The 22880-nt window shown below is 41.3% G+C and carries 21 protein-coding genes and 2 tRNA genes; 1 reads left to right on the forward strand and 22 read right to left on the reverse strand.

Going from position 1 to position 22880, the window contains the following annotated elements; genetic code table 11:
- Positions 1–8 precede the first annotated feature (8 nt).
- The 15 genes from rplN to rpsL all read right to left on the reverse strand — a co-directional run bounded on the left by rplN (position 9) and on the right by rpsL (position 8814).
- The gene (gene rplN / locus OZX58_RS06380) at positions 9–377 is read right to left on the reverse strand and encodes a 50S ribosomal protein L14 (RefSeq protein WP_277130582.1); all 369 of its coding nucleotides are present in this window, start codon (positions 375–377) and stop codon (positions 9–11) included.
- Between the two features lie 32 nt (positions 378–409).
- The gene (gene rpsQ, locus OZX58_RS06385; RefSeq protein ID WP_277130581.1) at positions 410–676 is read right to left on the reverse strand and encodes a 30S ribosomal protein S17; all 267 of its coding nucleotides are present in this window, start codon (positions 674–676) and stop codon (positions 410–412) included.
- Between the two features lie 18 nt (positions 677–694).
- Complete coding sequence (rpmC, locus tag OZX58_RS06390) at positions 695–892, reverse strand: 50S ribosomal protein L29 (protein ID WP_277130580.1); 198 nt, start codon at positions 890–892, stop codon at positions 695–697.
- On the reverse strand, positions 882–1322 hold the full coding sequence (rplP, locus tag OZX58_RS06395; RefSeq protein ID WP_277130579.1) for a 50S ribosomal protein L16: 441 nt from the start codon (positions 1320–1322) through the stop codon (positions 882–884). The genes rpmC and rplP overlap by 11 nt, the downstream gene beginning before the upstream one ends.
- Positions 1322–1993 carry a 30S ribosomal protein S3 gene (gene rpsC, locus OZX58_RS06400; RefSeq protein WP_277130578.1) on the reverse strand — a complete coding sequence of 224 codons (672 nt, stop codon included), beginning with the start codon at positions 1991–1993 and terminating at the stop codon, positions 1322–1324. The genes rplP and rpsC overlap by 1 nt, the downstream gene beginning before the upstream one ends.
- Before the next feature lie 13 nt (positions 1994–2006).
- The gene (rplV, locus tag OZX58_RS06405) at positions 2007–2360 is read right to left on the reverse strand and encodes a 50S ribosomal protein L22 (protein WP_277130577.1); all 354 of its coding nucleotides are present in this window, start codon (positions 2358–2360) and stop codon (positions 2007–2009) included.
- A 19-nt stretch (positions 2361–2379) separates the two neighbouring features.
- Positions 2380–2658 (reverse strand): 30S ribosomal protein S19, encoded by a 279-nt coding sequence (gene rpsS, locus OZX58_RS06410; protein ID WP_277130576.1) that lies wholly within the window; start codon positions 2656–2658, stop codon positions 2380–2382.
- Between the two features lie 18 nt (positions 2659–2676).
- Positions 2677–3513 carry a 50S ribosomal protein L2 gene (gene rplB, locus OZX58_RS06415; protein ID WP_277130574.1) on the reverse strand — a complete coding sequence of 279 codons (837 nt, stop codon included), beginning with the start codon at positions 3511–3513 and terminating at the stop codon, positions 2677–2679.
- 15 nt (positions 3514–3528) lie between these two features.
- Positions 3529–3834: a 50S ribosomal protein L23 gene (gene rplW, locus OZX58_RS06420; protein WP_277130572.1), complete on the reverse strand. Its 306-nt coding sequence runs from the start codon at positions 3832–3834 to the stop codon at positions 3529–3531.
- Positions 3831–4463 (reverse strand): 50S ribosomal protein L4, encoded by a 633-nt coding sequence (gene rplD, locus OZX58_RS06425; protein ID WP_277130571.1) that lies wholly within the window; start codon positions 4461–4463, stop codon positions 3831–3833. The genes rplW and rplD overlap by 4 nt, the downstream gene beginning before the upstream one ends.
- A 14-nt stretch (positions 4464–4477) precedes the next feature.
- A complete protein-coding gene (rplC, locus tag OZX58_RS06430) occupies positions 4478–5107 on the reverse strand; it encodes a 50S ribosomal protein L3 (protein ID WP_277130570.1) in 630 nt (209 codons plus the stop codon).
- Between the two features lie 25 nt (positions 5108–5132).
- Positions 5133–5441, reverse strand: coding sequence for a 30S ribosomal protein S10 (gene rpsJ / locus OZX58_RS06435; protein ID WP_046327486.1), 309 nt, complete (start codon positions 5439–5441; stop codon positions 5133–5135).
- A gap of 352 nt (positions 5442–5793) precedes the next feature.
- A complete protein-coding gene (gene fusA, locus OZX58_RS06440; RefSeq protein WP_277130569.1) occupies positions 5794–7887 on the reverse strand; it encodes an elongation factor G in 2094 nt (697 codons plus the stop codon).
- A 34-nt stretch (positions 7888–7921) separates the two neighbouring features.
- Positions 7922–8392: a 30S ribosomal protein S7 gene (gene rpsG, locus OZX58_RS06445; protein ID WP_277130567.1), complete on the reverse strand. Its 471-nt coding sequence runs from the start codon at positions 8390–8392 to the stop codon at positions 7922–7924.
- A 14-nt stretch (positions 8393–8406) separates the two neighbouring features.
- On the reverse strand, positions 8407–8814 hold the full coding sequence (rpsL, locus tag OZX58_RS06450) for a 30S ribosomal protein S12 (protein ID WP_277130565.1): 408 nt from the start codon (positions 8812–8814) through the stop codon (positions 8407–8409).
- 184 nt (positions 8815–8998) lie between these two features.
- Between rpsL and OZX58_RS06455 the strand changes: the two genes are divergently transcribed.
- Positions 8999–9691 (forward strand): A24 family peptidase, encoded by a 693-nt coding sequence (locus OZX58_RS06455; RefSeq protein ID WP_277140703.1) that lies wholly within the window; start codon positions 8999–9001, stop codon positions 9689–9691.
- Positions 9692–9733: 42 nt separating this feature from the next.
- Here the strand turns inward: OZX58_RS06455 and rpoC are convergent, their stop codons facing one another.
- The 7 genes from rpoC to dusB form a co-directional block, all read right to left on the reverse strand.
- Positions 9734–13399: a DNA-directed RNA polymerase subunit beta' gene (gene rpoC, locus OZX58_RS06460; RefSeq protein WP_277140704.1), complete on the reverse strand. Its 3666-nt coding sequence runs from the start codon at positions 13397–13399 to the stop codon at positions 9734–9736.
- A gap of 16 nt (positions 13400–13415) precedes the next feature.
- Entirely contained in the window at positions 13416–17063 is a 3648-nt protein-coding gene (gene rpoB, locus OZX58_RS06465) for a DNA-directed RNA polymerase subunit beta (RefSeq protein ID WP_277130561.1), read from the reverse strand.
- Between the two features lie 210 nt (positions 17064–17273).
- Positions 17274–19757, reverse strand: coding sequence for an ATP-dependent Clp protease ATP-binding subunit (locus OZX58_RS06470; protein ID WP_277141770.1), 2484 nt, complete (start codon positions 19755–19757; stop codon positions 17274–17276).
- A 197-nt stretch (positions 19758–19954) separates the two neighbouring features.
- Positions 19955–20028: transfer RNA gene (locus OZX58_RS06475), tRNA-Pro, on the reverse strand.
- Positions 20029–20073: 45 nt separating this feature from the next.
- Positions 20074–20145, reverse strand: a tRNA-Gly gene (locus OZX58_RS06480).
- A 114-nt stretch (positions 20146–20259) separates the two neighbouring features.
- The gene (gene lysS, locus OZX58_RS06485; RefSeq protein WP_277130560.1) at positions 20260–21816 is read right to left on the reverse strand and encodes a lysine--tRNA ligase; all 1557 of its coding nucleotides are present in this window, start codon (positions 21814–21816) and stop codon (positions 20260–20262) included.
- A gap of 14 nt (positions 21817–21830) precedes the next feature.
- On the reverse strand, positions 21831–22856 hold the full coding sequence (gene dusB, locus OZX58_RS06490; RefSeq protein WP_277140705.1) for a tRNA dihydrouridine synthase DusB: 1026 nt from the start codon (positions 22854–22856) through the stop codon (positions 21831–21833).
- Positions 22857–22880: the final 24 nt, after the last annotated feature.

The raw sequence follows: 22880 nt of genomic DNA on the forward strand, positions 1-22880 counted from the left end.
TCACTTAATTATAAGACTTCAGGAGCAAGAGAGACGATCTTCATAAAGTCGTGCTCACGTAACTCACGTGCAACGGGCCCAAAGATACGAGTACCGCGTGGGCTCTTATCTGCATTAATAACTACGCCAGCATTTTCATCAAACTTAATGTATGATCCATCTTCACGGCGTGCGCCTGATTTTGTTCTGACAATGACAGCTTTAACAACGTCACCTTTTTTGACAACGCCACCTGGTGTTGCTTGTTTAACAGTTGCTACCACGATATCACCAATGTTACCGGTCTTACGTTTTGATCCACCTAAGACTCTAATAACTAAAAGTTCTCTGGCACCAGAGTTATCAGCAACTCTCAAACGGGATTCATTTTGAATCACTGTATAGTCCTCCCCTCACTAAATCCGCAAAATTAAACAGATTTCTTAACAATTTCTACTAAACGAAAGCGCTTTGTACGAGATAATGGACGAGTTTCCATGATACGAACAGTATCGCCAACTTTAGCTTCATTATTTTCGTCTTGTGCATAGTATTTCTTAGAATATCTAATACGCTTCTTGTAAACAGGGTGGTTCTTGTAAGTATCAACTACAACAGTGATAGTCTTGTCATTCTTATCAGAAACTACACGACCTTGATATACGTGACGATGATTTCTTTCGATTGATTCGCTCAAGTTAATAACTCCCTTCCACTAATCTTTCTTCAATGCTTCTTCACTAAGAATTGTTTTAATTCTAGCGATATTCTTGCGGACTTTACTCAGGCGAGCGGTATTTTCTAATTGACCCGTTGCTTGTTGGAAACGCAAGTTGAAAAGTTCTTCTTTATATTGCTTTTCCTTTTCTAACATTTGATCAGTGGTTAGTGTTCTGATATCCTTAGCCTTCATTAGAATTGCCACCTACTTCCGAACTTTTAGTCACAAACTTACATTTGATTGGTAACTTAGTTGAAGCAAGACGTAAAGCTTCACGAGCAGTTGCTTCATCAACGCCACCGATTTCAAACATAATCTTTTCTCTTTTTACTACAGCTACCCAACCGGCTGGTGCACCTTTACCAGAACCCATACGTACACCTACACCTTTAGCAGTGTATGACTTTTGTGGGAAAATTCTGATCCAAACTTTACCGCCACGTTTCATGTAACGAGTCATCGCAACACGAGCAGCTTCGATTTGTTGATTAGTAATCCAGTGAGATTCGAGGGCTTGTAGACCATATTCACCAAAGGCAATAGTTCTACCACCTTTAGCAGCACCACGCATCTTACCACGGAATTCACGACGGTGTTTTACTCGTTTTGGTACTAAAGGCATTATTTGTTTCCTCCCTTCACTGCTTTTGCGGGTTTCTTGTTCTTAGTTGGCAAGACTTCACCGCGGTTGATCCAGACTTGAACACCTATTTCACCATAAGTGGTATAGGCATTTACCCAAGCGTAATCAATATCAGCTCTTAAAGTTTGTAATGGTACACGACCTTCTGTATGCCATTCTCTTCTTGCCATGTCGGCACCGTTTAAACGACCAGAAGTTTGTACTCTGATACCTTTAGCACCAGCACGCATAGTTCTTTGAGTAGCTTGACGAATTGCACGTCTAAAAGCAATACGAGCTTCAAGTTGACTAGCAATGCTATCAGCAACTAATTTAGCATCAAGATCTGGTTTCTTAATTTCAACAATGTTGACATGTACTTGTTTCTTAGTTAAAGCATTTAAGTCTCTTCTTAAAGCTTCAACTTCAGAACCACCTTTACCAATTACCATACCTGGTTTTGAAGTATTGATGGAAACGTTGATTCTGTTAGCTGCACGTTCAATTTCAACAGTAGAAACAGAGGCATCCTTCAACTTCTTAGAAATGAATTTTCTGATGCGCAGGTCTTCATTTAAGGTTTCTTTGTATCCTCTGTCAGCATACCATTTAGATTCCCAGTCGCGAATAACGCCAAGACGGAAACCATTTGGGTTAATCTTTTGACCCATTAATATACCTCCCTTAATCGTTCTTTTCTGAAACTACTACAACTACATGACTTGTTCTCTTGTTAATTGGAGAAGCCATACCCTTAGCACGTGGCCGGAATCTCTTCAAAGTTGCACCTTCGTTTACATATGCTTCTGATACGTAAAGATTTGCACTTTCAAGATCATAGTTGTGTTCTGCGTTAGCAATTGCTGAACGTAAAACTTTTTCAACGATTGGGGAAGCAGCTCTAGGCGTAAATTCTAAGATTGCTAATGCTTCAGCAACGTCTTTGCCGCGAATTAAGTCAACGACTAAACGAGCTTTTCTTGCAGCAATACGAACAGTTCTTGCTTCAGCTCTAGCTGAACTAATTTGTTCTGCCATTTAAGTGTTTCTCCCTTCTTTATTTTGTAGCCTTATCGTCAGATGTCTTGTGTCCGCGGAAAGTTCTCGTTGGAACGAATTCACCTAACTTGTGACCAACCATGTCTTCAGTAACATAAACTGGAACATGTTTTCTACCATCGTAAACAGCTATAGTCAAACCAACAAAGGAAGGGAAAATAGTTGAACGACGTGACCAAGTTTTAATAACTTGTTTCTTTTCTGCGTTTTCTTGAGCTTCAACCTTCTTCAACAATGATGCGTCTGCAAAAGGTCCTTTTTTAATACTACGGCTCATTAATTAACCCTCCTTCTATTATTTGCTACCCTTACGGTGACGAATGATTAACTTCTCGCTAGCTCTCTTACTATTTCTAGTCTTAACGCCGCGACTCTTCTTACCCCAAGGAGTCATAGGTTGTGGACGACCAACTGGAGCCTTACCTTCACCACCACCATGTGGGTGATCGTTAGGGTTCATTACGGAACCACGTGATTGTGGACGTCTGCCTAACCAACGGCTACGACCAGCTTTACCTAATTGGATCAACGAATGTTGTTCATTACCAACAACACCGATAGTAGCACGACAAACTGACAAAATCTTACGGACTTCGCCACTTTGTAATCTGATTAATGCATAGTTACCGTCAAAACCTAAAACTTGAGCACTTGTACCAGCACTTCTTACAAGTTGTCCACCCTTACCAGGTTTCATTTCAATGTTGTGAATTGAAGTACCAGTAGGAATGTTCTTTAATGGTAATGCGTTACCTGGCTTGATGTCTGCATCTGCACCAGATTCAACGATGTCACCAACTTTTAAGCCCTTAGGTGCAAGAATGTAAGTCTTGATACCGTCAGTGTAGTGAAGAAGTGCAATGTTAGCAGTTCTGTTTGGATCGTATTCGATAGATTTAACAACTGCTTTTGCATTATCTTTATTACGCTTAAAATCGATAACACGGTACTTTTGCTTGTGACCACCACCACGGTGTCTACTAGTAATATGACCATATGAGTTACGGCCTGCTGTATGTGATTGTGATTCAAGCAAGGTACGTTCTGGCTTGCTCGTCGTAATCTCAGCAAAGTCGGAAGAAGTCATATTACGGCGACCATTTGTGGTTGGCTTATAAACTTTAATAGCCAATTGACTGACCTCCTATTACTTATTCTCTTCTTTGTTTTCGTCTTTGAAAATCTTGATGTCGTTTGAATCGTCAGTTAAAGTAACAATTGCTTTACGGGTGCGAGCTGTTTTACCAGCATAACGTCCAACGCGCTTGTCCTTACCACGAACATTCATGATGTTAACTTTCTTAACCTTAACATCGAAGATTTCTTCAACAGCGTTACGAACTTGAGTCTTGGTTGCAGTTAAAAGCACGTTGAAAGTGTACTTCTTATCATCCATTAAGTTCGTTGACTTTTCAGTAATGACAGGTCTTAAAATGATATCGTGTGCACTCATTTCTTTGAAGCCCCCTCAACATTCTTTTCAATCTTCTCTACAGCATCCTTAGTTAAGATCAACTTGCCATAGTTAACAACGTCTTCAACATTTACGCCGTTAACAGGAACAACCTTAACATTAGTCAAGTTTCTTGCTGAAAGTTGTACGTTCTTGTCGTCTGAAACAACTAAAACTTTACCTTCAACGTTCAAGTCACTTAACATTGACTTAAATTCTTTAGTCTTAGGAGCTGACATTGTCAACTGGTCTAAAACGATTAAATCTTGATCAATCAATTTTTGGGAAAGAACTGACTTAATAGCCAAACGACGTTGCTTTCTTGGCATTGAATATGCGTATGAACGTGGAGTTGGTCCAAAGACAACACCACCGCCGCGCCATTGTGGAGATCTGATGGAACCTTGACGAGCACGTCCTGTACCCTTTTGCTTCCATGGTTTCTTACCACCGCCGCGAACAGCAGATCTATTCTTAACTTTTGAGGTACCTTGACGTTTGCCAGCTCTTTGTCTGATGATTGCGTCAAATACGACGCTTTCGTTTGGTTCAATACCAAAAACTGCATCATTTAAAGTAACTTCACCAGCATCTTTACCTTTTTGATCGATAACCTTTAAATTAGCCATTCTAGTCCTCCTTCCTATTTATTAATCTTAACAGCAGATTTAACAGTAATTAATGAGTTCTTAGCACCTGGAACGTTGCCCTTGATAAGTAATACGTTCTTGTCAGCTACAACTTTTTCAATTACTAAGTTTTCAATGGTAACTTTCTTCATACCCATGTGACCTGGCAAACGCTTGCCCTTTGGTACACGGTTAATGATGGAACCCATTGAACCAGGAACTCTGTGGTATCTTGAACCGTGAGTTTCAGGTCCACGTGATTGGCCCCAACGCTTAATGTTACCTTGGTATCCATGACCTCTTGTAATTCCAGTAACGTCTACAACGTCGCCTTCCTTAAATGTGTCCACAGTAACTTCTGAGCCGACTTCGTAGTCCTTAAGCTCAACTCCGCGGATTTCACGAATGAAGCGCTTAGGCGAAGTCTTTGCTTTTGCAGCATGACCTTTTTCTGGTTTGTTGCTCAAAACTTCACGCTTATCTTGGTAACCTAATTGAACTGCTTCGTAACCGTCTGATTCAACAGTCTTAACTTGCATAACAACGTTAGGAGTTGCTTCAACAACAGTTACGGGAACAAGGATACCATCTTTAGTGAAGACTTGAGTCATACCGACTTTTCTTCCTAAGATTCCTTTGGTCATGATTACACCTCTTTCTTTTTAAAAATTATAATTTGATTTCGATGTCAACGCCGCTTGGAAGATCAAGCTTCATTAAAGAATCAACAGTCTTAGGTGTTGGGTTCAAAATGTCGATTAAGCGCTTGTGCGTACGCATTTCGAATTGTTCACGTGAGTCCTTGTTCTTGTGTGGTGAACGTAGAACAGTGAATAAAACCCTTTCTGTTGGTAGTGGAACTGGACCTGAAATTTCAGCACCAGTTCTCTTAGCAGTAGCTACAATCTTAGCAGCTGATTCATCGAGAATACCATGTTCGTATGACTTAAGTCTGATACGAATAGATTGACTTGCCATTGAATTACCTCCTTAACGTCTTCTTTTAAAAGATGACTAGCCTCCGCAAAAATTACCGGCCACACCTCTGTGGCAATGCAGCCTGGTGTGCCGCAACCTTTTGCATCAACGCTTTACAACAAATACATGCATTAAGACATAATACGTCCTAAACGCACAAACAATAGTATACCTGCTCCTTGTTGAAATATCAAGGATTTAGGGCACTTTTATTTTATTTTTTTGTTTTTTCTTCCTATAATATTCATCTTTTTAATAATTATTTTCTTTAAAAAATTTCAAAAAAAGAGTCATTGGCATTACCAATGACTCTTTAAAAGTCTTAAGTTTTATTTTTCAAAACTAACAAGAATTATTCAGCGTCGCCGCCGCGCTTCTTGATAATTTCTGCTTGAATTGACTTAGGAGTAGCTGCGTAGTGGTCAAATACCATTGTAAATGTACCACGGCCTTGAGTTGATGAACGCAAAGTAGTTGCATAACCAAACATTTCAGCAAGTGGAACCATTGAGTTCAACACTTTAGCACCTGAACGGTCTTGCATGTTATCCATCGTACCACGACGAGCAGTAATTGAACCCATTACGTCACCTAAGTATTCTTCTGGTGTAATTACTTGAACCTTCATAATTGGTTCAAGGATAACAGCACCAGCCTTAGGAGCAGCATTTCTCAATGCAAGTGAAGCAGCAACCTTGAAGGCAGCTTCAGATGAATCGACTTCGTGGTAACTACCATCGTAAAGCTTAGCCTTAACGTCGATTAATGGGTAACCAGCAAGGATACCGTTCTTCATTGATTCTTGAAGTCCAGCATCTACTGAAGGGATAAATTCACGAGGAACAACACCACCGACAATGGCATCTTCGAATTCGTAACCTTTACCTCTTTCGTTTGGTGTAAATTCAATCCAAACGTCACCGTATTGACCCTTACCACCTGATTGACGGACAAATTTACCTTGAGCTTGAGCAGGCTTAGTGAAGGTTTCACGGTAAGCAACTTGTGGTTCACCGATCTTAGCTTCAACGTGGAATTCACGCTTCATACGTTCAACCATGATTTGCAAGTGCAATTCACCCATTCCGGAAATCAAGGTTTGACCAGTTTCAGCATTAGTTTCAGCTCTGAAAGTTGGGTCTTCTTCAGTCAACTTTTGTAAAGCAACATCAAGCTTATCACGGTCAGCCTTTGATTCAGGTTCAATTGAAACTTGGATAACTGGATCTGGAACTTCCAAACTTTCCAAAATTAATGGGTGGTCTGGATCAGTTAATGAGTCACCAGTAGTGGTGTTCTTCAAACCAATGGCACCAGCGATATCACCTGAGAATACTTCTGAAATTTCAGTTCTTGAGTTAGCGTGCATTTGCAATAAACGACCAACACGTTCACGACTGTTCTTTGAAGCATTCAAAACGTATGAACCTGATTCAAGTGAACCAGTGTAAACACGAATGTAAGTCAAACGACCAACAAATGGATCAGTAGCGATCTTGAAGGCTAAAGCTGAGAATGGCTTGTCGTCTCCAGCTACTAATTCTTTTTCCTCACCAGTTTTAGGATCATGAGCGATGTATGGCTTAACATCAACTGGTGATGGTAAGTAGTCAACAACACCGTCAAGCATCATTTGAACACCCTTGTTCTTGAAAGCTGAACCAGCAAATACTGGGAACAATTCCAAGTTCAAAGTTGCTTTACGAATAGCAGCCTTTAATTCATCAATGGAAATTTCTTCACCATTAAGGTATTTTTCCATGATGTCATCGTCAACATCAGCAACTTGTTCGATTAAAGCACTACGACGCTTTTCAGCTTCTGCCTTGTATTCGTCAGGAACTGGAATAGTTTCCCATTTTGAACCAAGCTTGTCTTCATCATAAACATCGGCAACCATGTTGATTAAGTCAATAACACCTTCAAAAGTTTCGGCAGAACCAATTGGCATTTGAACAGGTAAAGCATTGGCATTTAAGCGTTCGTGTAAAGAAGTAACAGACTTATCAAAATCTGCACCAATCTTGTCCATCTTGTTAACAAAAACAATTCGAGGAACACCGTAAGTTTCAGCTTGACGCCATACATTTTCAGTTTGTGGTTCAACACCAGCTTGAGCATCAAGAACAGTTACCGCACCGTCAAGAACACGAAGTGAACGTTCAACTTCGATAGTGAAGTCAACGTGTCCTGGGGTATCAATGATGTTAATTCTGTAGTCTTGCCATTGCGCAGTCGTAGCGGCTGAGGTAATGGTAATACCACGTTCCTTTTCTTCTTCCATCCAGTCCATTTGGCTGTCACCCTCATGGGTTTCACCAATTTTGTGGATTTTACCAGTGTAGTAAAGGATACGTTCAGTAGTGGTAGTCTTACCCGCATCAATGTGGGCCATGATACCAATGTTACGTGTCTTTTCTAATGGAAATTCACGCTTATTAGCCATAAATTCTTATCTCCTTAAAAATATACCAATTAAATTAGAAGCGGTAGTGTGCGAATGCACGGTTAGCTTCAGCCATACGGTGAACGTCTTCACGCTTCTTAACTGCAGAACCGGTGTTGTTTGAAGCGTCAATGATTTCGTTAGCTAAACGTTCATCCATAGTGTGTTCATTACGTAAACGAGCGTATGAAACAAGCCATCTTAAGCCCAAAGTAGTTCTTCTTTCTGGACGAACTTCAACTGGGATTTGGTAGTTTGAACCACCGATACGGCGAGCTCTAACTTCCAAAACTGGCATAATGTTATTCATAGCTTCTTCAAAAACTTCAAGTGGTTCCTTGCCAGTCTTGTCTTTAACGATGTTGAAAGCATCATAAAGGATAGAAGATGCCTTAGCTCTCTTACCATCAAGCATCAAGTGGTTGATTAACTTAGTAACAAGCTTTGAGTTATAAACTGGATCTGCTAAAACGTCTCTTTTAGTTACATGTCCTTTTCTAGGCATTATTTAACTCCTCCTTAATCTTTCTTAGCACCGTACTTAGAACGGCTTTGTTTTCTGCCATCAACACCAGCAGTATCAAGGGCACCACGGATAATATGGTAACGTACACCAGGAAGGTCCTTTACACGACCACCACGGATTAAAACAACCGAGTGCTCTTGCAAGTTGTGGCCTTCACCTGGGATGTAGGCAGTAACTTCGATTAAGTTAGAAAGACGAACACGAGCATACTTACGCAAAGCTGAGTTTGGCTTCTTTGGTGTCATAGTACCAACACGAGTTGCAACACCACGCATTTGCGGAGCTGGGTTGAATACTAATTCTTTCTTCATACTGTTGTAGCCGTAGCTTAAAGCTGGTGACTTTGATTTAGTCGTCTTTGAGTGACGGCCTTTTCTTACCAATTGGTTAATAGTTGGCATTAACTTTTTCCTCCTAAAAAAACTGTTTATTCTGTTCACACATCCAGGAGTTTCTTTTTTAGATCCTGAACTATCATCAAAACATACAAAGACTATTGTACTCGCTTTTGGAGATAAATCAATCTTTATTTATTTAAAAAGTAGGATTTATCTTTTTCTGCGTACCTATTAATGAGGTAACAAAATGAACTGGATTTACACATTAACTAATTTTTTAATTGGGACTTGTCTTGCTTCCCACGCCGCTGTTGTTTATGAGCATTGGGAGACTTTCGACTTTTTCATAACCCGCTCGCGCTGCAGCACCTGTCAAACTGAACTTAGCTTACTTGATGAATTGCCCATAATTTCTTATCTTTGGCTGCACGGTAAATGTCGCTACTGCAATAGTCAAATTCCAGTTAAATTGCCAATTATTGAAATTTGTGGCGGCCTTGCCTTTATGCAAATTGACTTTAGCCAGCCTAGTAATTATGCAACTGCCATTCTGATCTTTAGCATCTTACTAGTAGCAATCAGTGATTACGAACAGCAAGAATTTCACTTAGCAATGCTTTTCCCAGCGTTATACCTAGCTCTATTTAAAAGCAGTAACCTACTTCATTTTCAGCTTTTAGATTACGTTGAATTATTACCGATTTTGCTGCTATTAATTTTCTATGTTTGGCAAAAAAAGCTAGGTAGTGGCGATTTACTTATTTATCTCATCCTAGCTGTATACTTCAGTCCCCACACGGCAAATTTTATTTTCCTAATAGGTGCAACTCTATTAATCGTTCATTTTTGTTTAAAACAGCAAAAGGGACAAAAGCAAACTACTATTGCTTTTGTCCCCTATCTTTTTCTGGGATTAACCATTCAACTTTTCTTTAAATAAAAATAGCGTTCCTACTTGCGTAGAAACGCTATTTATTTTGAACTATTTTTGTGGTTCCTTAGCCTTGTCAGCTTCCTTCATCTTTTTCTCAATATCAGCAATTGAGTAAACAGATTGTGGGCGCTTAACGTCAGCTTCTGGTTCCATATTACGGTAAACAGGAAGACCAGTACCAGCTGGAATAATCTTACCGATGATAACATTTTCTTTCAAACCAAGCAATGGATCATTCTTGCCTCTGATTGATGCATCAGTCAGAACACGAGTTGTTTCCTGGAATGAAGCGGCAGACAAGAAACTGTTAGTTTCAAGGGCAGCCTTGGTAATTCCCAAGATAACACTTTGTGCAGTAGCTGGAATACCACCAGAAATAATGACTGACTTGTTTTGTTCCTTGAAGTCGCCAATATCCATTACGGCACCTGGCAATAAGTCAGTTTCACCTGGATCAAGAATTCGAACCTTTTGCAGCATTTGACGAGTTAAGACTTCGACGTGCTTATCAGAAATGTCAACCCCCTGCATTCTGTAGGCTTTTTGAACTTCAACTAAGATGTATTCTTCAGTTGTCAAAGTATCAGTTACTTGAATCAATTCCTTAGGATCAACAGAACCTAAAGTCAACTTGTCACCACGGTTAACGAAGTCGCCTTCAGCAACTGCAACAGAAGCAGTATAAGGAACGCTGTAGCTTCTAGTATCGATCTTACCCTTAACAGTAATCTCGCGAGTATGTTCAGCTGGGTTTTCTTGAATTGAATCAATTGTCCCATCAACTTCGGAAATGATTGCCCGACCTTTGGGGTTACGAGCTTCAAACAATTCTTGCACACGAGGAAGACCCTGAGTAATATCTTCAGCACCGGCAACCCCACCGTTGTGGAAAGTACGAAGAGTCAACTGAGTACCAGGTTCACCGATTGATTGTGCGGCAACAGTACCAACTGCTTCACCGACTTCAACTTCTTCACCAGTAGCCAAGTTCATACCGTAACACTTGCGGCAAACACCGTGAGGTGTATCACAGATTAAGATTGAACGAATCTTGACGTCAGTAACACCAGCATCACAAATCTTATGAGCTAAGTCTTCATCCATCATTTCGTTTGGACCAGCAAGTACTTCACCGGTCTCTGGATTCTTGACAGTTTCAGCAGTGAAACGACCAAGCAAACGATCGTATAATGGCTCGATTAATTCGTCACCTTCCATGATTGCATGAACGTGGATACCACGGTCGGTACCACAATCATCTTCACGGATGATAACATCCTGAGCAACATCAACTAACCGCCGTGTCAAGTAACCAGACTGAGCAGTCTTCAAGGCCGTATCAGTCATTCCCTTACGGGCACCGTGAGTGGACATGAACAATTCCAAAACTGACAAACCTTCCTTGAAGTTTGAAGTAACTGGAATTTCGAACAACCCACCGTTAGGGGTGGCCATCAAGCCACGCATTCCGGCTAACTGAGTAAAGTTAGAAATGTTACCACGAGCACCGGAATCGGCCATGATTGTAATTGGGTTACGTGGATCATAGATCTGCGCAATTTCGTTTTGAACTTGATCCTTACATTCGTTCCAAATGCTGATAACGCGATCGTGTCGTTCTTGCTCAGTAATCAAGCCGCGTCTAAATTGCTTAGAAACAACATCAACTTGCTTGTGGGCCTTAGCAACCTTTTCGTCCTTATCATTAATTTCTGGAACATCGGTCATCCCAATTGTAATACCAGAAGTAGTTGAACTGATGTAGCCTAACTTCTTCAAATCATCAAGGTATTCTGATGTTCTTTGAACCTTGTAATACTTGTAGATAGTCGCAATTGAATCAGATAAGAATGACTTCTTAAATGGTGTTGCAACTAAGTCATCACCAACGTTATCAATCTTTTCATGAATATCTTCACCAGACTCTAAGAAGTACTTAGTATCTAGTGGATTATTCGAGTTTTCTTCAGTTGGCTCATTGATGTAGAAGTAATCTTCTGGTGCAATTTGATTGAAAATTACCCGACCATAGGTAGTAACAAAAATACCATGTTCGTAACCCTTAGGCCATGCCTTCTTCGGCATTGAATCAGCTGACATACCAATAATTGTGTGGTAGTGAATATCACCATTATTGTATGCAATTGTAGCTTCTTCAGGTGAATTGAAGATCATGCCTTCACCTTCACGGCCACGTTCAGCTTGAGTTAACCAGTAGTTACCCAAAACGACATCCTGTGATGGTGTAACGATTGGCTTACCATCCTTAGGAGCCAAAATATGATGCGCAGCAAGCATCAACAGCCGTGATTCAGCAACAGCTTCATCTGATAGTGGAACGTGGATAGCCATCTGGTCCCCATCGAAGTCGGCATTGTAAGCTTCACAAGCTAATGGGTGCAGCCGAATTGACTTACCAGGAACTAGAACTGGTTCAAAGGCTTGAATACTCAAACGGTGCAAAGTAGGGGCACGGTTTAACAGAACCGTTCTTTCCTTAATTACATCTTCAAGTACATCCCAGACATCATCGTCTTCACGATCAATCTTACGCTTAGCACTCTTGATATTAGAAGCAATCTTACGTTTAACCAATTCGTGCATTACAAATGGCTTGAATAATTCCAATGCCATTGGGCGTGGAACACCACATTGATATAATTTCAATTTTGGTGAAACGTCGATAACTGAACGGCCTGAATAGTCAACACGCTTACCAAGCAAGTTTTGACGGAAACGTCCTTGCTTACCCTTAAGCATGTGTGACAGTGACTTCAATGGACGGTTACCTGGTCCAACGACTGGACGGCCACGACGACCGTTATCAATCAAGGCATCAACGGCTTCCTGCAGCATCCGCTTTTCGTTTTGAACGATAATGTTTGGTGCGTTTAGGTCAAGCAGTCTCTTCAAACGATTATTCCGGTTAATTACCCGGCGGTAAAGGTCGTTCAAGTCAGAAGTGGCAAAACGGCCACCTTCTAGTTGAACCATTGGCCGCAAGTCCGGTGGGATAACGGGAACAGCATCAATAACCATCCATTCAGGCTTATTACCTGAATCCTTGAAGGCATCCAAAATATCTAACCGTCTAATTGCCCGTGTCCGTTTTTGACCAGTTGCAGTTTCCAATTCTTTCTTTAAATCGGCAACTTCCTTGGCTAGGTCAACTTTCCGTAACAAATCACGGATTGCTTCGGCACCCATCTTGGCAGTAAAGCGATTACCATACTTAGCTTTTTGCTCACGGTATTCAGCTTCGGTCATTAATTGTTTAAATTCAAGGTCCGTGTCGCCAGGATCGATTACGATGTAAGCTGCAAAATAAATTACTTCTTCCAGTAATCTTGGTGACATATCAAGGATTAATCCCATCCGAGATGGAATACCCTTGAAGTACCAGATATGAGTAACTGGAGCAGCCAACTCAATGTGACCCATCCGTTCTCTTCTGACTTTGGCAGAGGTAACTTCAACCCCACAGCGATCACAAACGATTCCGCGATAGCGAACGCCCTTGTATTTACCACATGCACAGGCCCAATCTTTAGTTGGCCCAAAAATTCTTTCATCAAACAGACCGTCTTTTTCTGGCTTTAAAGTACGGTAGTTAATTGTTTCTGGCTTCTTAACTTCACCGTATGACCAGCTGCGGATCTTGTTAGGTGATGCAAGACCAATTTGCATGCTTTCAAACTTATTTACATCGATCAAAAGTTTAACCCCCTACTTATTTAGAAATCTTGTTATCGTCGTCAGATTCATCAACGGCAGTTTCGGTCTTCTTTGGTTCCGCAACTGATTCGTCTTGATCATCAGATTTGGCAGTTTCTTCGGCTAACTTCTTCTTTTGTTGTTCTTCAGCCATCTTCGACAAAGTATCAATATTCAAACGTTCATTTGAATCATCGTCCATGTCGCGTAATTCAATTTCATTATGATCCATGTCAAGTACGCGAATATCCAATCCTAATGATTGTAATTCTTTAACAAGAACACGGAATGATTCTGGAACACCTGGTTTAGGAATTCTTTCGCCCTTAACAATTGCTTCGTATGCCTTTACACGACCAACAACATCATCTGACTTATAAGTCAAAATTTCTTGCAGGGTGTATGCGGCACCGTAAGCTTCAAGAGCCCAAACTTCCATTTCACCAAAACGCTGTCCACCAAATTGTGCTTTACCACCAAGAGGTTGTTGTGTAACAAGTGAGTAAGGCCCAATTGAACGAGCGTGGATCTTATCGTCAACCATGTGAGTCAACTTCAGATAGTGCATGATACCAACAGAAACCCGGTTATGGAATGGCTCACCCGTACGGCCATCGTAAAGAACAGTCTTACCGTCTTTATCGATACCGGCTTGGTGAACTGTGTCCCAAACGTCATCTTCACTAGCACCATCAAATACTGGTGTGGCAACATGGATACCCAAGCTATTTGCAGCCCAGCCCAAGTGCAATTCCAAAAGCTGTCCAATGTTCATACGTGAAGGAACACCCATTGGGTTCAAACAAATATCAACTGGAGTACCATCTGGCAAGTATGGCATATCTTCTTCTGGAACAACTGCGGCAACCGTACCCTTGTTACCATGACGACCAGACATCTTGTCCCCGACTTGAATCTTACGCTTTTGAGCGATGTAAACTCGAACTAAGGTATTAACACCTGGTGATAATTCATCGCCCTTTTCACGCGTATAAACCTTAACATCGCGAACAATTCCGCCGCCGCCGTGTGGTACACGCAAGGAAGTATCACGAACTTCACGTGCCTTTTCACCAAAGATAGCGTGCAGTAATCTTTCTTCAGCTGACAATTCTGTCACACCCTTAGGTGTAACTTTACCAACTAAAATGTCACCATCGTGAACTTCAGCACCGATGCGAACAATTCCTTCTGCATCAAGATCCTTTAACGCATCCTCACCAACATTTGGCAATTCACGCGTAATTTCTTCTGGGCCCAATTTTGTGTCACGGGCTTCGGATTCGTAATCTTCAATACTGATTGAAGTGTAAACGTCATCCTTAACAAGCCGTTCTGACAACATAATCGAGTCTTCATAGTTGTACATGTTCCAAGTCATGAAGGCGATAACTGGGTTTTGACCCAAGGCTAATTCACCGTGGCTCATTGTTGGACCGTTAGCAATTACTTCGCCTTCAGCAACTTCATCACCCAACTTAACATTTGGTGTTTGGTTGTATGACTTCGAGTTGTTTGACCGACGGTACTTTTCAAGAACATATTCATCTAAAGTACTGTCAGCACGTCTAATGCGGATAGTATTCGCATCAACGTATTCAACTTTACCTGCAGCCTTAGCAATTAAAGCAGCACCAGAATCGTGAGCAGCACGGTATTCCATACCAGTTCCAACAAGAGAACTGTGTGGATTAATTAATGGTGCAGCCTGACGTTGCTGGTTAGCCCCCATCAAAGCACGGTTAGAGTCGTCGTTTTCAAGGAATGGGATACATGCAGAAGCAACAGACACAACTTGCTTAGGAATAACGTCCATGTAGTCAATCTTGTCTGGACTAACTTCGACGTTATCTTCCTTTGAACGAGCCAAGATTAATTCATCCTTAAATGAACCATCTGGATTAAGCGGTGTGTTAGCTCCGGCAATAATATAGTTATCCTCAACATCAGCTGTTAAGTAGTCAATCTTGTCAGTAACCTTGTGGGTCTTCCAAGAAACGCGACGGTATGGTGTTTCAATAAAACCATACTTGTTAATTACAGCGTATGTTGCCAAGGAGTTAATCAAACCAATGTTTGGACCTTCTGGTGTTTCGATTGGACATAGACGACCATATTGCGTATAGTGTACGTCACGAACTTCGTATCCAGCACGGTCACGAGTCAAACCACCAGGCCCTAAGGCAGACATCCGGCGCTTATGAGTTAATTCACCCAACGGGTTATGTTGGTCCATGAACTGTGACAATTGTGAAGAACCAAAGAATTCTTTGATGCTGGCAACAATTGGACGAATGTTGATTAATTGTTGTGGGGTAACAGTTGATGGGTCTTGAATTGACATTCTTTCCCGAACAACACGTTCCATTCTTGCTAAACCAATTCTAAATTGATTTTGCAATAATTCACCAACTCGACGAATACGACGATTACCCAAGTGGTCAATATCGTCAACATTGCCGATTTCATCTTGCAATAATAAGAAGTAGTTGATTGAAGCCAAAACATCAGCAGGAGTCAAGTACTTAACGCTCTTGTCAATGTGACCATTGGACATCATCTTAACAACGCGTTCTGGATTTACTTTTGAGTAAACCTTGATTTCTTGAACACTGATTGGGTCTGGCAGAACGCCTTCCTTAGATGGTTCATAAGTAACCATCTTAAAGTCATCGCGGTCAAGGTACTTCTCTAAAGTATCCATTACTTCATGAGTAACAACAGTACCCTTCTTAGCGATAATTTCACCAGTGTCAGGATCAGCCAAAGTTTCAGCCAAAGTTTGACCGTATAAACGGTTCTTCAGTGATAACTTCTTGTTGACCTTGTAACGACCAACTGGTGCCAGGTCGTAACGACGTGGATCAAAGAAACGAGCGTAAAGCAAAGACCGTGAAGAATCTGTTGTCTTCGGCTCACCTGGACGTAATCTTTCGTAAACGTCCTTCAATGCTTCGGCAACTCTTGAGTCTGCAGGGTTCTTATGAACATCCTTGTCCAAAGTAAATTGTAAAGTGTCACTTTGACCAAACATGTCTAAAATGTCGCTGTCAGAGCCAATACCCATTGCTCTAATTAATACAGTCAATGGCAATTTACGAGTCCGGTCAATCCGAACATATGAAACATTCTTTGCATCAGTTTCATATTCAAGCCAAGCCCCACGGTTAGGAATAACAGTCGTACCAAAAATTTGGCGGCCGTTCTTATCATAGTCACCTGAGTAATAAACACTTGGTGATCTAACTAACTGTGAAACAATAACTCTTTCAGCACCATTGATAATGAATGAACCAGATTCAGTCATTAATGGCAAATCGCCAAAGAAAACATCTTGAGTCTTAATTTCACCGGTTTTTTGGTTAGTTAACTTCAAAGTAACGTGCATTGGTGCGGAATAAGTCGCATCATGATCGCGGGCTTCATCAACGGTATACTTCGGCTTTTGCAATTTATAGCCCATGTATTCCAAAGAAAGCTTACCTGAGAAGTCACTAATTGGCATAATGTCGTCAAAGACTTCTTTAATACCTTCATCCAAAAACCACTTATATGATTCGGTTTGAACATCAGTCAAGTTAGGTAGTTTCAGTACTTCTTTAATCCGTGAAAAACTACGTCTTGTTCGGTGTTTACCATAGTTCACTACGTGTCCATTTAACAAGGAGAAAACATCCTTTCTGTCAGAGAAAGCAAATATTACATTTCGTTTACAAATTCAAAAGGCCGGAATTTTAAGCATAAAAAAGACAAAAACAACATTGTCGTTTTTGTCTTTTATTATTCTGCTGGACAATATATCAGCAAAATTCTGAACTTCAGCCTTTTTAATCAAGCTTCAATATACCAAAATTTGTTAATATTGTCAATTAATTTACTTAGCCCCAACCAATTCTGAATCAGCCGCTTTAACAACTTCAAATTTTAATTTGTCATGTCTGCTGCCGATCTTAAGTAGGTCGCCAGACTGCAGCTCATCTTTAATCAGCATCGAAGCAATTTCATCTTCAATATCAGTTTGAATTGCCCGTTTTAACGGCCGTGCACCCATTTCTGGATTATAGCCGTCCTTAGCAATTTTATCCATTGCCGCACGCGACAACTTAAGCTGGATGCCCTTCTTAGCCAGGCGGTCAATCAACTTGCGCGTTAGCAGAGTAACAATTTGCCGCAACTGCGTCGCATTTAATTCATCAAAGATAATGGTTTCATCAATCCGGTTCAAAAATTCCGGCCGGAAGAACTGCTTGAGTGCTTGCTTAACCCGCTCACGCCGCATCTTAATTTGATTAGAACTATCAGCACTAAAGCCAACTGCCTGCGTCTCAAATAGTGAGCGCGAACCCAAGTTAGACGTCATAATGATGATCGTATTTCTGAAGTCAACTTTACGGCCCTTTGAATCCGTTAAAAAGCCGTCATCAAGAACCTGCAACAGTAAATTGAACACATCGGGATGTGCCTTTTCCACTTCATCAAGCAAGACAACTGAATACGGGTGACGCCTAACCTTTTCGGATAGTTGACCGCCCTCATCATAGCCAACATAACCAGGAGCTGAACCAATCAGCTTGCTGCTGGCAACCTGATCCATGTATTCAGACATATCAATTCTGATTAAATTGTTTTCTGAGCCAAACATCGCAGCTGCAATTGCCTTGGCCAGTTCCGTCTTCCCAACACCAGTTGGGCCTAGGAATAAGAATGAACCAATTGGACGTTTTTCATCCTTAATGCCACTGCGGCTGCGGCGAACTGCCCGACTAACCGCTGATACGGCCTTCTCTTGACCAATAATCCGCTTGTGCAGGTCACTTTCAAGATTTGCCAACTGCTTTGATTCATCCCGGTTCATCTGTGTAACTGGGACACCCGTCCAATTAGACACAACCTTAGCAATATCTTCTGGTCTAACAACGGCTTTACTATCAACTCGTTCTTCTAGCCGATTAGCCAATTTATCGCGTTTTAACTGCAGGCTATTTTGCCGTTCCTGCAGTTTAGCCGCTTCAACAAAGTTTTGGTTGACGGCTGCCTGATTTTTTTGGTTAATTACTTGTTTAATTTGGTCGTTGACCTGCATCAATTGGTTGTCAGGCGCCTTATTCGTCTTAATCTTGACAGCAGCACCAGCCTCATCAATCAAGTCGATGGCCTTGTCTGGTAAGTAACGGTTAGAAATATAGCGACTAGACAAGTCAACCGCGTCTTCTAACGCTGCCTTTGTAAATTTAACGTGGTGGAATTTTTCATATTTAGCTTGCAGACCTGTCAAAATCGCTAAAGATTCTGCTCGTGACGGTTCATTGAGACGGACTTGCTGGAAGCGGCGGGCTAAAGCCTGATCCTTCTCCACATACTTTTGATATTCATCAAAGGTTGTTGCCCCAATCATTTGAATATCACCACGAGCAAGCGATGGTTTCAAAATATTAGCCGCGTCAATTGAGCCTTCGGCACCACCAGCACCGATTAGCGTATGCATTTCATCAACGAAAAGAATGATTTTACCGTCTTTGGTAATTTCTTTGATGATCTTTTTCATTCGGTCTTCAAATTCGCCACGGTACTTGGTACCAGCAACTAGACCGCCCAAATCAAGCGAAATTACCCGCTTATTTAACAAATCATGCGGTGCCTTCTTAGTCACAATTGCGGTTGCAATTGCTTCAGCCACCGCAGTTTTACCGACACCCGGCTCACCAATCAAAACCGGATTATTCTTAGTCCGCCGCGACAAAATTTCAATTACCCGGGCAATCTCCTGATCGCGTCCAATTACAGGATCAATCTGACCATTTTCTGCCCGCTCATTCAAGTTAACCGACACTTGATCTAAGGTCGGCGTCGTACTCTTAGGTTTATTCGCATTTAAATCGGTTGGCGGCGCACCAATCCAATCACTGTCAGTTTCTGGATTATCTTCTTGGCCAAGGCTGCGCTGAGCATCATCTTGCAATCCCTGAATATTAATATTCAAATTACGCAAAATTGTAGCTGCCAAAACTTGCTCACTAGAAATTAACCCCAGTAAAATATGACTGGTTTTAACCTCAGTTGAGCCGCCACGTTCTGCTAATGTCCCCGCATATGCCAGAGCCATACTCAGGCGTGGCGACATCTCCATATAACTGGTTTTAGCGGCAGAACCGTAACCGGTATAACGTTCAATTTCTTCACGAATGGCAGTAGGTGTAGCACCCCAAGCCCGCAAGTCCTTGCCGGCTTCGCCATCTGATTCAATCACCATCGCTAAAAGTACATGTTCAGTACCAATTAGGCGATGATGGAAATTCTGTGCTTGTTCACGTGCAATTTCTAATACTTGATTTGCACTTTTACTGTAAGAGTTCTTCATCATAGCACCACCTTAAAATGACATGAATATTGCCAATCCCTTTATAGCCAATTGTAAGACCATTTACTGCAAATGGTTACTTTCATATCAAAAACATTGCAACCATTATAGCAAAGACATTATGCTTACGCTAATATTCCTTACTACCAATCATTTGCAGACAACAAAAAAACTGTCTGTTACCAGACAGTCAATCATCGGGAAAACAGGATTCGAACCTGCGACCTCTACGTCCCGAACGTAGCGCTCTACCAAGCTGAGCTATTTCCCGTTTCAATAAAAAGACTCACCTAAGCGGTGAGTCTTTTTATTATAGAGCGGAAGACGGGATTCGAACCCGCGACCCCCACCATGGCAAGGTGATGTTCTACCACTGAACTACTTCCGCAAGACATTTATTATTATAGCAAATGAATTTGATTTTGCAAACCTTTTTTGCAAGAAAAAAAGGAAATTCTTCAAAAAGAATTTCCTAATTGCCTAAAAAGCCTAATCTAACAGCTTATTCTGCTGAATTATTTTTTGCTTTTTTCTTTAAATCTGCTTGAACTTCACGATCAATGTCTTCGACTTTTTCCGGACGCATGGTTGGGAAGAGCAAAACATCCCTAATTGCTGGTGCATCTGTTAACAGCATTACCAACCGGTCGATTCCGATTCCCAATCCACCTGTTGGCGGCATGCCGTATTCCATTGCCCGCAAATAATCTTCATCAATCATATCTGCTTCATCATTACCAGCTTCACGTTCAGCCATTTGTGCTTCAAACCGTTCACGTTGATCGTCTGGGTCATTTAATTCTGAGAAAGCATTACCATATTCCTCACCCATAATGTAAATTTCAAACCGATCAGTGAAACGTGGATCATCAGCATTCTTTTTAGCTAATGGTGAAATTTCAACTGGATGACCGTAAACAAAGGTTGGGTCAACAATGGTTTCTTCACAATATTTTTCAAAGAAAGCATTGATAATGTGGCCAACTTTCCAGAAACTTTCAACCTTGATGTCGTGATCTTCAGCAATCTTAGTTGCTTCTTCAACACTCATCTTTTGCCAGAAGTCAACGCCGGTCTTTTCCTTGATTAAATCAACCATGTGAACGCGGCGGTATGGCTTGCCTAAGTCAATTTCTGTACCTTGGTAAGTAACCTTACCATCTGGTGAAACAACTTCAGCAGCAGCCCGAATAATGCCTTCTGCTTCATCCATTACATCGTGGAAGTCCCAGTATGCAGCATACGTTTCAAGTTCAGTAAATTCAGGGTTATGGTGGGTGTCCAAACCTTCATTTCTAAAGACCCGGCCAATTTCATAGACACGTTCCATATCACCAACGATTAACCGTTTAAGTGGTAATTCCAGCGCAATCCGCATGTAAAGGTCGATATCTAACGCATTGTGGTGGGTAATAAATGGACGTGCTTCAGCACCACCAGGAATATTATGCAAAACTGGCGTTTCAACTTCTAAGAAGTCCTTCTTATTCAAGAAGTCACGAATTGCTTGAATAATCTTAGTCCGGTTAACAAAGCGCTTATAGCTGTCTTGGTTAGTAATCAGATCAAGATAACGTTGCCGGTAAATTTGTTCAACGTCCTTTAGACCATGGTACTTATCAGGAAGTGGACGCAATGCTTTAGACAAGAAGGTAACGTGAGTTGCACGAATAGTCAATTCGCCAGTATCAGTCTTCATTACTTCGCCGTCGATACCTAAGAAGTCACCGATGTCAGACTTTTTAAAGATCTTGTAGTTGTCCTCACCGACAATATCCTTACGAACATAAATTTGTACCTTACCAGTCCGATCATAAAGGTCAGCAAAACCAACTTTACCCTTACCACGTTTAGCAAGCATTCTGCCGGCTACCTTGGTCTTAGGCATATCGTTATTTAACTCATCCTTATCATCATCACGATACTTTTCATTTAAAGTCTTTGCTAAATCCTGACGGTGAAACTTACGCATACCAAAGGGTTCAATCCCGTTCTCACGTAATTCCTCCATCTTTTGGCGGCGAACAATTAATTGATCGTTCATTTCATTTTTTGCCAATTACTTTTCCTCCATTACTCTATAGTTGCGACACGTCGAGCCGTCTTTTGTGCCTGACGCTTCTCATAATCCTCAACAAAGTTATCCAGCAAGTCATAAACTTCTTGTGCTGTCCATACTTCATTTATTTTAGCACGAGTCCGTGCAGAACGGGGAACACCCTTCAAATAGTAGGCTGCCTGTTGCCGGAATTCTGGTACCGCAATTTTTTCACCCTTTAGGTCAACTAAGCCTTGCAACTGGTGCTTAGCAGTTGCGACCTTCTCACGAACTGTCTGCGGCGTTAACCGTTCACCAGTTTCAAGATAATGGGTCATATCTTTTAAAATCCACGGATTACCTAGAGCAGCACGGCCAACCATGACAGCAGTTGAACCAATTTCTTTTAACGCTTTTGCAGCTAATTCTGGCGTTTCAATATCACCATTAGCAACAAAAGGTACATCAAGTACCTGGGCAACATCATGCAATGTTTCCCAATCAGCATGTCCTTGGTACATCTGCTTACGTGTTCTACCGTGCATTGCAATCATGCTTGCACCCGCTTCTTGGGCAGCTAAGGCATTTTCAACTGCAAAAATATGCTTACGATCCCAACCAATCCGCATTTTTACACTAACTGGCTTAGAAACATTCTGCACAACTGCATGTACCATTTGGTAAATTTTGTTTGAATCAAGCAGCCACTTGGAACCAGCATCCGTTTTGGTAATTTTCGGTACCGGACAACCCATATTAATGTCAATAATATCAGCATCAGTATGCTGATCGATGTACTGGGCCGCCTCAAGCAGAGTTTCTTCAGTTCCCCCAAAAATCTGAATACTCATCGGGTGTTCTTGCGGATCAACCTTCATCATTGACATTGTTTTTTTATTACGATAAATGATCCCATGATCCGAAATCATTTCACAGACAACCATTCCCGCGCCGAATTCTTTACAAATCATCCGAAATGCCGAATTAGAAACTCCGGCCATCGGTGCAACAACAACGCGATTAGGAATAGTAATATCCCGAATCTTCCAACTATTATCCACCAAATCATCCTTTCAAATACTTTA

The sequence above is a fragment of the Lactobacillus sp. ESL0680 genome (assembly GCF_029392855.1).
In the GTDB taxonomy this organism is placed as follows: Bacteria; Bacillota; Bacilli; order Lactobacillales; family Lactobacillaceae; genus Lactobacillus.